This window comes from Maribacter aquivivus, from assembly GCF_900142175.1.
GTDB classification, from domain to species: Bacteria; Bacteroidota; Bacteroidia; order Flavobacteriales; family Flavobacteriaceae; genus Maribacter; species Maribacter aquivivus.
The window spans coordinates 1-15,858 of sequence record NZ_FQZX01000001.1; the positions used below are offsets into that span (position 1 = coordinate 1).

Here is a 15,858-nt window from a genome sequence, read left to right on the forward strand (position 1 = left end):
TACACACTATTCTTAATATCACAAGACTTTTTGAAATAAAATAACCAAAGTTTTTTAACCAACCCATAACACCATGATTTACCGACTGTTAGAAACAACGGAAAAACGAATAAAAACAACTTACTGTATTACAGTTACTTAAGTAAAAAAACAGGTGTATTTTATTAATTACCAATACATTGACTCATCTTAATCTATCCGTTAAGAAAAGAAATTCCACACTAAACCAAAGCGTATAACAAAATCACGGTATGGATAATTAGGCGCGGCATAATAATCATACCCAGAAAAAGACGCATTAAAGTGTTCTGCCTTAAGGTAAATTCTAGTTTGTTTAATTCTGGCATTAATAAAGAAATCTAATAAAGGGTATCCACCCAACTCTTCTTTATTCTGTACATAGAACTCACCAAGAATAGGATTATAACCATTCATGTTATAACTAGAGAAATATTTAAACGTAATACCTGTTTGCAGGTACATTGCTTTCTTAAATACATCTGAAGAAAAATACAATGTATTTCGAGTAACCAATTGAGGGACATTCAACACTTGCGTATCTTGGGTTACATTCTGATACATCACCGTATTATTCAAAGCAAACATACCAACCTTAAACTCTTTCTCATATTTAACTTTTAAATGCGAGACACTATTACCCTCTTGTAACGGTTTTATAAATGCATTCTCCATATCATTCCCAATTTCGTCATCTGAGACTGGAGCAAAATATGTGTAGTTATCTAAATTACTATACTTTACCATAAGGTAACCCCATGTTTTTGAAAGCAACTCGCCTTTTAAACTACTGGCACGCTCTTTCTCGAACACTTCGCTATTGTTCCAATTATAATTAAGGTATTCGCTTTGATATAAAAGGTAATTGAAATTTGGCATTCTACTAGAGGTGTGTAAAGAGAATCTCAACCTATGGTTCTTATTTATAACGTACGCCGCCGAAGCATTAAAAAGGTTACCCGCTAATTCGCCTGAAATATTATATTTTAAATCAGCCTTAAAATCAAATTGCCCTATCCGCTTTGTGTACTTACCAACAATACCTAACTCTGTTCCATTTAATCTACTAGGTATTATTGTACCATCTGCTTCTATAAATTGACTGTTAAAGTAGTAATCATAACTATACACGTTAATGCCACCGGTTAACCTACCCAGGGTTCTATTATAAAACTCAGCATTTACTTCATTATAAAATGTCTTTAAAATTGCCTTATCATTAATAGCACTTAGAATAGCATCACCAAACAGAGTATCACTGGCTGTCTCTACAAATTGATAATATTTAGTTTCATAATCAAAAGTATGTCCTATTGATAAGGACGTCTTTTCAAAGCGAGTTGAATCTAACTGCTTTCTAACCAATTTAAAGGTATGATCCAAATAATATCTTTTACCCAAAATTTTGTTATTCGCATCATCTAGATATACATCTACTCTTGGCCTATTGATGAAATCTGAATCTCCTGATTCAAATTGGTCCTCTTTTTCCGATAAACCGCCATTTTCTTCAGAAGTAATATTCTGGGCAGCTATGTGGGCCCTTAACGCATATCTACCGTTTTTAGACAGGTAGTTTGTTGTGGTGATAAAGTTGCCAGATTCTATCTGCGTATCATTATACTTACCAAATGAGCGAAAACCTACATAGCCAATAGAAAAATTCAATCTTCTAGATGTATTAAACGCCAAGTTAGCATCTAACAACTGACCTTCTTCTAAAGTAGTTTTAAAGAACAACTCAGTCATTGGTGTAGCTACGTTGTAGTAATTTATTTGCTCTTTCTCTAAATACTTGCGGTCTTTTGCAATACCCCCTAAACTTGGATAGCTAGTTATCCTTTCAAAATCTACACCCAATTCATTGTATGCCTGACCAATATTACCAAATGGCATTAGTTCAAAATCATCTTCTCGTAGATAATTATATTTATACTCCTTTTGAATAGTAAGTGTCGTATCTAAAAATGTAGTATCTCTTGCAAATGAGATAATTTTATAATCCTCTATCGTTAAGGTGATAGAATCATTTTGCAGTTTGTCTTTAGGACTAATCGGCTTAGTCTTTTTACCTAAAGGAAGTGAATCCTTCATTTTCCCTGACTTTTCGATTACTTCTTGACCTAAAACAATCGAAGAACTTAAACACAATAAAACTAGAATTATATATTTCATGAAGCATTGTTACCCTTGCAAAGTTAATTTTTTTGTTGCTAAGTAAATGTGAAAGTTTAAGCTACTTTAACAACCTGTATATAAAGGTTTGCCAAACTAATATTAAATTTTAACTGTGATCATTATTATTTAAAGGAATATTTTTCTGATTTTTATAAAAAAATGTTAATGAAAGTACTGTTTTTTAATGTTTTCGCATTTTTAGCGTTTACATCGGCATCTGCTCAGTTCAATGAGAATGCACCATGGATGAAAGATTTAACCGAGAATCAACAATCTTCAAAATCTTCAACAAGCTCACATTCCTTATATGAGATATCAAATGCATTTAACGAATATTGGAGCAATAAAGACTATTCTAAAAAAGGCAGTGGTTTTAAACCTTATAAAAGATGGGAAAATTATTGGAATTTTTATGTAGATAAAAATGGAAATCTACCGACTTCTTCCCAATTATGGGATTCTTGGAAAAGCAAACAAGAGAGCATCGGTAAAGTAACAAACCCTACTGCAAACTGGAATGCTATTGGTCCCTTTACCCACGACACTTACTCAGGCGCACTTTCTGGCCAAGGTCGAGTTAATGCAATTGCCGTAGACCCTAGCAATGAAAACATTTGGTATGTGGGTGCACCAGCTGGTGGTATTTGGAAATCTATTGATGGAGGCTCTTCTTGGACAAACCTTTTTGATGATTTCCCCCAAATTGGTGTTTCTGGTATTGCCATAGACCCTAATAACTCGCAAATTATATACATAGCAACCGGCGATGATGATGCCGCAGACTCATATAGCGTAGGTGTTTTTAAGTCTGTGGATGGAGGAAACAACTGGAATGAAACAGGATTGAACCCTAGCACATCGAATATTAATTTATTGATGAACGAGATTACTATTGACCCAACTGACTCTAATACTATTTGGGTAGCCACTAGTGTTGGCTTACAAAAATCTACAGATGGAGGAACTACTTGGGAGGTAAAAGCATTAGGAAACATTCAAGATTTCAAATTAAAACCTAACGACCCAAATACTGTTTATGCTGTAACTTCAAATACATTTTTAAAATCTACAGATGGCGGTAACAACTTTGTAGAAATAACAGATGGTATTCCAGAAAGTTCTGGACGATTAGTAATAGGTACAAGTGCAGCAAACCCATCGGGAGTATATGTTCTTAGAGCACTGACCGGTGGTAATAGTTTTGCTTTTGGCGGTCTATACAAATCTTTAGATAGTGGAGAATCTTTTACAAAAACAGCTAGTGAACAAGATATTTTTGAATCAAACCAGGCTTGGTTTGATCTTGCTATTGAAGTTTCACCCACTAATTTTAACGAAATATATACTGGCTGCTTAAATGTATGGAAGAGTACAAACGGTGGCGATATCTTTACAAGAATCAACAGATGGAATATAACTGATCAAGGTTATACCCATGCAGATATACATACTATAAAAGTCTTCAACAACAAAGTCTATGTAGGTAGTGACGGTGGTATTTATATGTCTGAGAATGGCGGTAATACTTTTATTGATTATACAGCTGGTATTTCTATTAGTCAATTTTATAGAATATCCGTTGCCAAAAATGATTCTGGTAAAATAACAGGTGGATTACAAGATAATGCAGGTTTTATTCGTGATCAAGGACAATGGAATGTTTTCACTGGTGGCGATGGAATGGATTATGAAATTGACCCTAACAATAGTAGCTTAGTTTATGGATTTGTACAATTTGGAGGAAGCTTATTTATATCTTCTGATTCTGGGCAATCTATTGGTGTGGTCGGCGCACCAACTGATGCAAATGGAAATACCATTGAAGGAAATTGGGTAACACCTCTTGCAATTAGCTCTGACGGCTCTGTTTATGCAGGTTTTGATGCATTATACAGACTAGAAAACAATCAATGGACTAAAATATCTTCTTCCATTGGCTCTGGTAACATAGATGATTTAGAAATTGACCCTAAAAATCCTGAAACTATATTTGCCGCTGAAAGTAACATATTATACAGAAGTAGAAATGGCGGCGTAACCTTTAGTTTAATTAAAGTAATGGATTCTGAAATTTCAGATATTTCCATTAACTCTAACGATAGCAACATTATCTATTTAACGACTTCTGACAGAGTAGGTATTGCACTTAGCGACCAACCCACAGAAAGAGGCGTCTTCAAAGTAACTATTGGAGAAACAGAGACAACTTCTGAAAACATAACATTTGATATACCTACAGATCAAGCATTTTTCTCAATTGCTCACCAAGGCAGACATACAGACAATCCTATTTACGTAGGTACTAGTTTAGGTGTATATAGACTTGATGACACCATAACGGAATGGGAAGAGTACTATACCAATTTTCCGAATGTTGCTGTTAGCGATATTGAAATTAATTTAGATGATGAAAAAGTTATAGCCTCTACTTACGGTAGAGGAGTTTGGGAATCTACAATACCAGTTCAAATACCAGATAATGAAATTAGATTAGTTTCTATAACACCTAATTCTAATCAAGTGTTATGCGGAGATTTTGCACCAACTGCTACTGTAGAAAACCAAGGAGTTAATGCTATTACCGCTGTTGATATTGAATATTCTATTAATGGTAATGCCTTACAAACCTTTAACTGGACAGGTAATTTATTAAGCACTGAAACAGTTACTATAGAATTACCACTAGAAACGACTGTAAATTTCGGTGAGTCTACAATTGAGCTAACTGCAACTATTGATAACGATAGCTATGAAGACAATAATACTTTACAAAACAGATTCTTTTTAAACACCCCAGGTACTGGTGGTGAAATAAATACTTTTGAAACTGAACAAGAATCTTTGATTGCATATAATGATGGCAATTCTGAAAGCGTATGGCAAAGAGGTATACCTACAGGTACAAACTTAAACACAGCAACATCTGGCAGCAATGTGTACGGAACCAATTTAAGTGGAGACCACCCAAATAGTACCAAAGCTATCCTTCTAAGTAATTGTTATGATATGACTACTATTATAGCACCAGTACTTAAATTCAATATGGCATATGACCTTGAGTTAAATTTCGATATCGTGTATGCTGAATACTCTATTGATGGCGGTAGTAATTGGGATATTCTAGGAAGTATAAATAGCGAGCCAAATTGGTATAGTAGCGACAGAACCAATGCCCTCTCTGAAGAAGCAGATGATTGTCAAAACTGTCCTGGAGCACAATGGACCGGTATAAGTACCGAAATGACAGCATATGCTTATGATTTTAACTTAAATGCAGCTAATGGCGAACAAAACCTTACAGGTGAGACCAATGTACTATTTAGAATCGTCTTTCAATCTGACCCATCCGTTACACAAGAAGGCGTCATTATTGATGACTTCGTAGTTGATGGTTCACCCGATGATGATGATGACGATAACGACGGTATTTTAGATGTTAATGATAATTGCCCTTTAACAGCAAATGCCGATCAATTAGATACTGATAGTGATGGAGAAGGTGATGTTTGTGATACCGATGATGATAATGACGGTATTTTAGATGTTGATGACAACTGCCCTCTAATCGCCAACCCAGACCAAGAAGATGATGATTTAGATGGTATTGGTAATTTATGTGATAATGATAGCGACAACGATGGAGTACCTAATGATATTGACCAATGCGATGATACCCCTAATGGAACTATAGTTAATGTTGAAGGTTGTGAAGTTTTCTCTTTACCGAATACTAACTTTCAAATTCAGACTACAGGCGGTGCCTGTAACGCAAGTAATAATGGAAGCATTTTAATTAATGCTGCAAATACTTCGTACACGTATAACGCAGTTTTAACAAATACTGATGGCACAACAAATGCCAGCTTTACAGATGAAAGTATATTTACTGATTTATCTGCAGGAGATTATCAATTATGCATTACTGTTGACGGTCAATCAGATTATGAGGCTTGTTTTGATTTAACTATATCTGAACCAGATGCTTTATCTGTTTCTGCTAAAATCAGTTCACTGAATAATGAGGTTACATTAAGCTTCTCTGGTGGAGATTTATACACCATTTTCTTAAATGAGAAAATGTATTCAACAACGGCTAAAGAAATTACTTTGCCGCTAGAAGATGTAACTACATTGATTACTGTAAAAACCGGATTAGATTGCCAAGGAGTCTATACTGAAAAAATAGTATTAAGTGATGATCTGTTTATCTATCCAAACCCGATTGAAGGTGGAGATTTAACTATCTACCTTGGTGCGAATGCTGCACCAGAGGTCACAATTTCATTATTTAATGTAAATGGAACAAGTATTCTATCTAAACAAATGAAATCTACTAACAACGAAATTAAACTAAGTGTAGATGGACTAGCAACCGGTGTCTATATTTTAAACATTAAATCTGGTAACACGCTATCTAATTACAAAATCATAAGAAAATGAAAACATTAAAATATATAACTTTTACATTAATACTTGCTACACTTTTCATATCATGTGGTGGCGGCTCTGATAGTGAACCAAACCTGGTTGACCCAATTGCACCAGTCGTCTTAGACCCTACCGCAGCTGGTTTAGTTTTCCCTGAAGATAATACTGAATGTAACGAAGGTGTCATAAATGCAAACGACGAAACAAAAAGTACCGTCACCTTTCAGTGGTCTGCTTCTGAAAATACAGATTCTTATGAAGTCAAAATAAAGAACCTTGAAACAGGTAGTATCACTACAGCCATTTCTACTACCAACCAAAAAGAAGTAAGCATAAATAGAGGTACTCCTTATGAATGGTATATTGTTTCTTTAGCCAACGGAACGTCTTCTACTGCAACGAGTGAAACTTGGGCCTTTTACAATCAAGGACAAGGAATAGAAAACTATGCTCCATTCCCTGCTGTTGCTATTAGCCCGCAGAGAGGCGCTACCATTTCTAGCGCTAATACGACAATTACTTTAGAATGGTCTACTTCAGATGTTGATGATGATATTGTTTCTTACGAAGTATTGTTCGATACAGCTGAAACACCGGTAACATCTTTAGGTGATACAACAGAAACTTCTATAGAAGCAACAATTACTGCTGGAACAACGTACTATTGGAAAGTGATTTCCAAAGATTCTTTTGACAATACCTCAAACTCAGAACTGTTTGAATTTAGAGTAGAGTAATAGAAATTAAAAAAGCCAAAGATGCAATTGCACCTTTGGCTTTTTACTTTAACGTTAAATTTATCTCTATAACGAATTAAAGTAATTAAGAAAACTAACTACATCTTTTTCGTGCCTAAGATTTAAATTGTTTTCTTTCACATACAGCTTCATTTCTTCCTTTTTAGCTCCTGTAAAATCTAATATCTGATTCTTGGTTAAACGAACCTTTACTGCATGGTTCTCTTCATCAGCATTAGTTTCATCCAATAAATAATAAGAACTATTCCAAACATATGTTGGTGGAGAATACTTTTCATAAGAGGTACTAGGACTACGTGCTTGTTTTAATAAAGCTTCTGGTTTGAACAACAATTTCAAATTACCCTCATTTAAATCAGTAAAATAACTTGTTTTTATAGACTCGTCAGTATCAACGTAGGTGTAAATACTATACATTTTACCTCCTATTTCTACTTGTATATAAGCACGTTTTAATAAGGAGTAAAATGAATCTTTTGAGATATTATCTAAAATTTCTACTTCATTTCTATATGCGTTATACCGCATCTTTCCTATTTCTTCGACTTTACCGTGTACAATAACCTCTCCATGAACAAATTCCTCATTTAAATACGGAGTTCCCTTTGCTTTTGTAGGTGCTATTTCAGTGCTACTAGTAACAAAATTAACAATGCCCTCTTCTGGCACTGGAGAATATGCATTTTGCGCATTTACACTATTAAAAGCTAAGGCAGCAATTGTAAAGATTGTGAACTTTTTAATCATTCTATTAATTAATTTTTTTTCAATTTAATTGTTTCTAATTGATTAACTGGTTTAAAAAATGTTATTTAAAACTTAAAAATGTAACGGTAGTTTGTTTAATTCCATAACACCTATTTCAACAGGAAATTAAGGGATTTAATTATTCAAAAAGGAAAGTGCTGAACTGCCTAAATTATAATGATAAGACCTCCAATAAAAACCTGTCCCTTCAAATTCCCAAACTACTTCTTTATCATTAGTCACCTCAATAAAACCAGAAGTTCCTGAAGTGATTAGCGTATTACCATTATCTAAACGAACCGCGCCTGATACTCTTGGCGCATACAAACCTTCTCGTGTATAACTCCAAATTACATCTAATTCATTACTTGTATTTACCCGTAAATTAAAGTTAGAAGGTATAGCTAACTCATATACGACAGATTGTTTCGAATCTCCATTACCATTAACATATACTAAAATATTTCCATCACCTGGCACATCATTCTCTAGTAGATTAGGAAAATGATTATTATAAAATAAACGTTCGCCAAATGTATTATCGTAAGCTGCAGGGTTACCAAATCTATATAGTAAATCCCCACCTTTACCATAAGAACCTCCAGTACTTGTTTTAGCTTGAGTGATGGTTGTACTATGATCAATTACCCACACCTCACTAAAATTATTAATGGTCATATAAATTAGATCATTCCCTTCATCATAATCAAATCCATTTGCATGCATTATATCACCATCTGGTTCTACATTTTCTCGCAGCACATCAATATAGTTGATGTTTATTAATTCTGGATGTTCATTAACTATTCCAAAAAGTGGCTTAGAGTCATCTGTATCTTGTACTATATGATCCCAAGATTCCCATTTCCATACTATTTCATCTGAAGCAGTATTAATTTCTATAATAGTTTCTGTGTACACTTTTTCTTCTTCACCTAAATAACCAATAGCATCCAATTCTTCGGTGCTTCTCAAATCCCAAACGATTGCCAAAATATTTCCATTAGGTAACATTTCAACATCATGATGAATTATATGCTCTTCATTTGCATACGTGAATTCCCAATCAACAGAACTATCAGGATTAATAAGTTGAATAATTCCACCGAAACCACCAAAACTAAAATCTGGCGATTCTACACCTAACGACGCCAATAATCTACCATCAGATAATAACTCTACATCATTACCCAAACCAAATTCTAATTGCCATTCATGAACAATCAGTGCCGAATCTTTCTCCATTAAATACACTCTATCATCAGAAGACTCATTAACTAATATGTAACCTTCTTTAGCTAAAGATTTATTGTTTAAAAGAATTGTACCAGTTTCCCCTAAAATTGGATAAACAACTTCGGTTGGCACTTCAGGCTCTTGCTCTTCTTCCTCTTCAATAACCTCTTCCTCAGGTTCCATTTCATCAACAACAGTAACATCATCATCTGATGAACATGCAAAAAATAAAGACAAGAAAAATAAACCCAAGAATTTGGTCAAAAATTTGATTTTCATAATGTATGGCTATTAAGGTTTTAACTATGTCGTAAAATTAAGCTTAAACTTAACTCAAAAAAAAATCAGGCTAAATTGCTTCAGCCTGATTTTAAATAAATAATATAATGATGTATTTAAATCACTATTGATTTATACAAAATTCTTTAGCTTCAGAAGCACCAAATGCTCCACCACCATCAAGAACGTTTAATATAGAACAAGTAATTGTGTAATTACCAGTAACTGTACCATCTACTTGACCATCACCATAAGCATCGAAAATAGTGAACGTATAACAACCATCTTCTAAGAAAACTTCATTAACGATTGTTTCTACACCACGACCAAAAGGACCTGCAGACGCTACAACTGTACCATCAGCATCTGTAATTTCCCAACTAGTCTCGTCACCATATAAATCTGTATTTACAGTAACAACGATATCATTACAAATGATCTCTTTGAAATATTCTATCTCAAGAGTCTCATCAAATGCAACACCACCTGCAGGCGCTTCTAAGTTTACAATCAATGTATAAACTTCGCCTTCCGTTAAAGGATCAAAATTTAAAGAAACATTTAAAATACCACTATATTCACCAGCAGGAATTGTAACAGACCCAAGTGCATAGTTCGCAGCATCACCAACCGTAGATTCATCTACAGAAACATTAAATGTTCTATCTGCAGTCGCAACAGTAGTTACATTTACAGGAACTTCTATACCTAAACCTTCGGTAGGCACAGATACATTGTATTCTGCTGTTGCAAACGAAACTGCTGTTTGCCCGTTTTCATTATCAAATACTATATTCTCCTCTTCACATGAAGCAAAAGCAAATAGTACTGCAATTATTAATATATACTTTTTCATAATTCTATTGTTTTTAGTAGCCAGGATTCTGAACTATGTTTTGGTTAGCATTGATTTCAGCAATAGGAATTGGCAATTGGAATCTAAAATTGTCAGCATCTAAAGTTGGAAAATCTGGAGGTGTACCAGAACCATCAATAATGTCACCCATTGTAGAACGCATAACAGGTTCTCCACGACGTTTTAAATCAAAGAATCTATGACCTTCGAATGACAATTCAACTCTTCTTTCGAACTGAATAGCATCTTCAAGATCTTGACCGGCTTCACCACCGTCATAAGCTACATATCTTAAATCTCTAAGCTCATTAAGCGTTGACAAAGCATCTTGCCCTAATTCAAATTGTGCTTCTGCTTTATTCAATAAAACTTCTGCAGCTCTCATAACCTTAACATCAACACGACCATTTACCTGACCGGTTTCTCCTAAAAATTTAGAAATAGCATTATATTGGTTATCTTGATTTAAACCTACAAATGAGATAACATCTTTTCTAAGGTCATCTTCGTCAATACTATTGAAGAAATCAAAATCAAAAACATATTCTGAAATAGTAGAAGTAGCGTTTGATTGGCTGTATAATACACCAACATTATTACCATTACTTTCAGAAGAAGTATTAATTGCTAGTTTTACAACGATACCAGCTTCATTTGCATCAGTATATAATCCTTCTAATTCTTCAGCAGTTGCCAACGGAACACTAACTTCATCAGCAGCATCAATAACCTTTTGGTATTCACCATTGTACAAGTAAACTCTAGATAAAAGAGCATAAACACCATCAGTGTTCAATTTTCCTTGACCGTTATCTGCACCAATTAGCTGACTAGCTCTTTCTAAATCGCCAATAATTTCGGCATAGTTACTAGCAACAGTTTCTCTAGCTGGTTCTGCAAAAGGATCTTCTGTATCTCCATCTTCAACTTTTATATAAACTACACCCAAAGAAGCATTTGCATCTGCAGATTGAGTTGGTATTTTACCATAAGCCCTAACTAAATCGAAATGCGCCCAAGCTCTAATTGCTAATGCTTGACCCAAGATATTGTCCTTTTCAGCACCGTCACCTAAATTATCAATTTGAGCAATTACCAAGTTGGCAACATTTACAGCCTCATAAGCTTCACTCCAGTACAAATCAATTGCACCAGTGGTACCAGATACATATCTATAATTGTAAAAATCGCTATTTGAACGTCTACCTGTTTGCGCAATAATTACGTTATCAGATAAAATATCAGGAATACCTTGCATACCTGAACCAGTACTTGAGTAATAGTTCCACAATTGTCTGTATGCTCCATCTACACCGTTCTGGAATGAAGAAACACTAGTAAAAAATGTTTCAGGATTTCCTTCTACAAACGGCTGTAGGTCATTCAACTCATCATCGCAGGACATAAAGAACCCAAACGAAAATAAAAGAACTAATAATTTTATGTTATTTTTCATTTCTAACTTTTTTTTTGTTTTTAAAATCCTACTTCAACACCAAAAGTATAAGACCTTGTGTTTGGATAGCTAAATAGGTTAAATGATCCAGGTACGAAACCTACATCTCCAGGCTCACCAGATTCTGCAGAACCTAAACCAACTTCAGGATCACCGCTAAAATCAGTGATTGTAAATAAGTTTTGTCCAGCTACGAAGAACCTTAATGAATTTAGACCCATACCATCAATCATATCTCTTGGCATATTGTAATCTAGAGTCATTGTACGTAATCTTAAATAATCACCTTTCTCCAAGAATCTTGTTGAAGTTTGATCAGCAGTACCTTGGAATAAAGGACTAGGCAAAACGTTAGTATCACCTGGTTGTTTCCAGTAATTAAAAGCATCTGTTCTTTGATTACTATCAATGTTACCTATCGCAACACCTTCTTGTAGTTGATTATTAATAATGTAATTACCTGCTTTATAAACAAAATCACCTCTTAAACCAAAACCTTTATAAGAGAACGCAGTATAAAAACCACCTTCAAAATCAGCAATTGGAGATTTCCCTTCTTGTAATTGTTGAAAAGCAGAACTATATTCATTTGTAACATTACCATCTAAATCATAATATAATGGCTCACCATTTGCAGGATTAACACCAGCATATTCAACTATATAGTAAGAATTAATTTCTTCACCTACACTAAGTATGTTGTCACTAAAAGTACCAGTAACGATATCTTCACCATCAACCAATTCAATAACCTCGTTATCAATGAACGTAATGTTACCACCAAGTGTCCATTTAAAGTTTTGAGTTCTAATAACATCTCCACTTAATGATACCTCAATACCTGAATTTTGAATTTCACCAATGTTAGAGAAAATAGAGTTGTTCTCATCACCAACAGTGTAAGAAATAGGACGGTCTAAAAGTAATTCATTTGAATTTTTCTTGAAGTAATCTACAACACCATTTACACGGTTGTTAAATAATCCGAATTCAACACCAACATCAAATATAGCTTGAGACTCCCATTGTATTTGTGGGTTACCAACACCTACAGGCAATGCAGTAGTTTGACCGTTATACGTGTTAGCAAAATCTAATAGGTTCAAATATTGAAAATCACCAATATTTTGGTTACCAGACGTACCGTAAGATGCTCTCAATTTCAATGTATTGAAAATAGAGTTCTCCATAAAGCTTTCGTTAGCAATGTTCCATGCTGCACTTGCACTATAGAAATAACCATATTTATTGTCAGGACCAAATCTAGAAGAACCATCTCGTCTTAAAGATCCCGAAACGATATATCTACCATCATAGTCATAATCAACAAATAAGCCTTGAGAGAATAAAATTCTTCTAGATTCTGTTGACCCTACAGATGTTGCTTCAGCAGCTACATCTAAATAAGGAATACTTGGAGAAGGAAAACCTCTACCAGAAGCAAACATATCTGTAGCAATATTCTCATTGTATTCTAATAAGAAACTAGCTGAAAGATTATGAACCCCATTAAAAGTATCTGAGTACGTAAATACGTTGTTAACATTGTATTCAAAATCTATATTTAAATTATCTGTCTGTGTACCCGGAAAGTTAGCATCACCAATAAATCCTTGTAATACACCACCAGAAATAGAACGCGTAGTTCTATTATATCTGTTACTAATTAAACCAACACTGAAGTTGTTAGAGAATTTTTCGCTAAATGTCATACCAGCACTTAAGTTACCGATCAACAATAAGTTTCTTGTATCTTCTTGCTCTGTCTGCAAAGCTAAAGCAATTGGAAAACCTGATCTTGTAGGGTTGTAAACATTATTACCTTGATCATCAGTAACTATTGAACCATCGTCATTAGTTAAAAATAAAGGATCATATGGGTTGTAGTCATACATTGCTCTAAAAGGATTTTGAACATTGTTCCTATCTCTTGGTAAATCTGTAGTACTACGAGATACCGATACGTTAGCTCCAATGTTCAACCAGTCCTTAGCTTGGTAGTTGGTATTTAAACGAGCCGACATTCTTTCGAAACCGTCTATATTTTTAATAATACCCGTATTCTTGTCATAACCCAAAGACATGTAGTACGTTAATTTCTCATCACCACCAGAAACCGATAGATTGTTCGATTGAATGATAGAGTTTTTAAGTAACGCTTCTTGCCAATCTGTATCTAAAGATGTTAACCTTGCAATTTCTTCAGGAGTAGCATTTGCACCAGGCAAACTACCTGCAGCACCTACACCTAAAGCAGCATACTGACGCTCTAATTCTAACTTCTGAGTAGTATTCATTACGTCAAAATTGTTAGGAATCATTTCACCGAAACCATAAGATGAAGAAAATTTAATTCTAGCATCACCAGCTTTACCTCTTTTAGTAGTAATTAAAATTACACCGTTAGCACCACGAGAACCATACTTAGAAACGGTAGCCGCATCTTTTAATATAGAGAATGTCTCAATATCACTTGGGTTCAAGTTACTAATTGGGTTAAAATCTCTTTCTGTATCGATAGGAATTGGAACACCATCAATTACGTACAAAGGAGTAGTTTGTGCGTTAATAGAACCAACACCTCTAATTTGAACGAAGGCAGTGTTACCCGGTCTACCGTTTGAAGCAGTAACCTGTACACCTGCAGCTTGACCCTGTAAGATGTTATCAATACTGGTAGAAGGCACGAATGCTTCGATCTTCTCAGCAGAAACGGTTGCAATTGCAGATGTAGAAAGTTCTTTTGATCTAGAACCATAACCTACAACAACAACTTCTTCCAATGCTTCAGCATCTTCTTCTAATTGTACATTAATGGTATTGGATGCACCAACACTCATCGTCACTGTTTTTTGACCTAGGTAAGAAAATCTTAATTTTTCACCTGAATTCACGTTAATGGCATAGTTACCATCAAAGTCTGTTTGAGACCCGTTAGTTGTTCCAACAACTACAACGGACACTCCCGGTAGCGGTAAACCGCTTTGATCGGTTACAACACCGGTCACTGTTTTTTCCTGTGCAAAGGAAAATGTCATGAAGAGCACCAATAAAGGTGTCAACATCCACGTCAACTTCTGTTTCATAAAATTTGTTTTTGAATTAGCTTGCGCCAAAAGTCCAAAAATTTGCTTAGTATTCCAAAAGCTATCTTAACTCAAAAAAGTTATATGTTAAAAAAACACTTATTATTATTTTTTTCTTCTTATTTGATCAATTCTGTTGAAAATAAAACAATTATTTAACAATAAATCAATACTTAAAATTCAAAATTTTAAGTTAAAAAAAACATAATGCTTCTTAAATTTTACAAAAACATTAACGAAACCGGTACAGACGAGGCCGGAAGAGGCTGTTTGGCGGGTCCTGTAACCGCTGCAGCAATAATACTGCCAGAATCTTTCGAGAATTCTATATTAACAGATTCGAAACTTTTATCTGAACGAAAAAGAGAACTTCTAGAGCCTCTTTTAAAGCATGAAAGTGTATGCTTTGGCATTGCTCATATTCAGCCTACGGTAATAGATGACATCAATATTCTAAATGCTTCAATTTTAGCAATGCATAACGCAATAGATTCTCTATCTCAACTTCCCGAGTATATTATTGTAGATGGTAATAGATTTAAACCTTTCAAAAATATAGACCATTCTTGCATAATAAAAGGTGACTCAAAGTACATGAGTATAGCTGCAGCTTCTGTATTGGCGAAAACTGCACGTGATGCCCACATGCTTAAATTACACGAAGAATACCCAATGTACAACTGGAAAAAAAATAAAGGGTACCCTACAAAAGAGCATAGAGCCGCCATTAAAAAATATGGCCCTACCAAGTACCATAGAATGAGTTTTAAGCTTTTACCTGACAACTAATGTTTATTTAACAAATAGTATAACTTT

General features: G+C 34.4%; 9 protein-coding genes. 3 read left to right on the forward strand and 6 right to left on the reverse strand.

What is annotated here, in order from left to right; translation table 11 throughout:
• Window positions 1-201: 201 nt before the first annotated feature.
• Entirely contained in the window at window positions 202-2,193 is a 1,992-nt protein-coding gene (locus BUC31_RS00005) for a putative porin (RefSeq protein WP_073240329.1), read from the reverse strand.
• 168 nt (window positions 2,194-2,361) lie between these two features.
• Here BUC31_RS00005 and BUC31_RS00010 point away from each other — a divergent pair, with 168 nt between their 5' ends.
• Complete coding sequence (locus tag BUC31_RS00010) at window positions 2,362-6,636, forward strand: thrombospondin type 3 repeat-containing protein (RefSeq protein ID WP_139251872.1); 4,275 nt, start codon at window positions 2,362-2,364, stop codon at window positions 6,634-6,636.
• Complete coding sequence (locus BUC31_RS00015; protein ID WP_073240331.1) at window positions 6,633-7,361, forward strand: hypothetical protein; 729 nt, start codon at window positions 6,633-6,635, stop codon at window positions 7,359-7,361. Before BUC31_RS00010 ends, BUC31_RS00015 begins: the two co-directional genes overlap by 4 nt.
• Before the next feature lie 66 nt (window positions 7,362-7,427).
• Here the strand turns inward: BUC31_RS00015 and BUC31_RS00020 are convergent, their stop codons facing one another.
• The 5 genes from BUC31_RS00020 to BUC31_RS00040 all read right to left on the reverse strand — a co-directional run bounded on the left by BUC31_RS00020 (window position 7,428) and on the right by BUC31_RS00040 (window position 15,042).
• Complete coding sequence (locus BUC31_RS00020; RefSeq protein WP_073240332.1) at window positions 7,428-8,129, reverse strand: hypothetical protein; 702 nt, start codon at window positions 8,127-8,129, stop codon at window positions 7,428-7,430.
• A 135-nt stretch (window positions 8,130-8,264) separates the two neighbouring features.
• Window positions 8,265-9,644 carry an aryl-sulfate sulfotransferase gene (locus BUC31_RS00025; protein ID WP_073240333.1) on the reverse strand — a complete coding sequence of 460 codons (1,380 nt, stop codon included), beginning with the start codon at window positions 9,642-9,644 and terminating at the stop codon, window positions 8,265-8,267.
• 124 nt (window positions 9,645-9,768) lie between these two features.
• Complete coding sequence (locus BUC31_RS00030; RefSeq protein WP_073240334.1) at window positions 9,769-10,500, reverse strand: hypothetical protein; 732 nt, start codon at window positions 10,498-10,500, stop codon at window positions 9,769-9,771.
• A gap of 13 nt (window positions 10,501-10,513) precedes the next feature.
• Window positions 10,514-11,956 carry a RagB/SusD family nutrient uptake outer membrane protein gene (locus BUC31_RS00035; RefSeq protein ID WP_244533986.1) on the reverse strand — a complete coding sequence of 481 codons (1,443 nt, stop codon included), beginning with the start codon at window positions 11,954-11,956 and terminating at the stop codon, window positions 10,514-10,516.
• Window positions 11,957-11,976: 20 nt separating this feature from the next.
• Window positions 11,977-15,042, reverse strand: coding sequence for a SusC/RagA family TonB-linked outer membrane protein (locus BUC31_RS00040; protein ID WP_073240335.1), 3,066 nt, complete (start codon window positions 15,040-15,042; stop codon window positions 11,977-11,979).
• Between the two features lie 207 nt (window positions 15,043-15,249).
• Here BUC31_RS00040 and BUC31_RS00045 point away from each other — a divergent pair, with 207 nt between their 5' ends.
• On the forward strand, window positions 15,250-15,831 hold the full coding sequence (locus tag BUC31_RS00045) for a ribonuclease HII (RefSeq protein ID WP_073240336.1): 582 nt from the start codon (window positions 15,250-15,252) through the stop codon (window positions 15,829-15,831).
• Window positions 15,832-15,858: the final 27 nt, after the last annotated feature.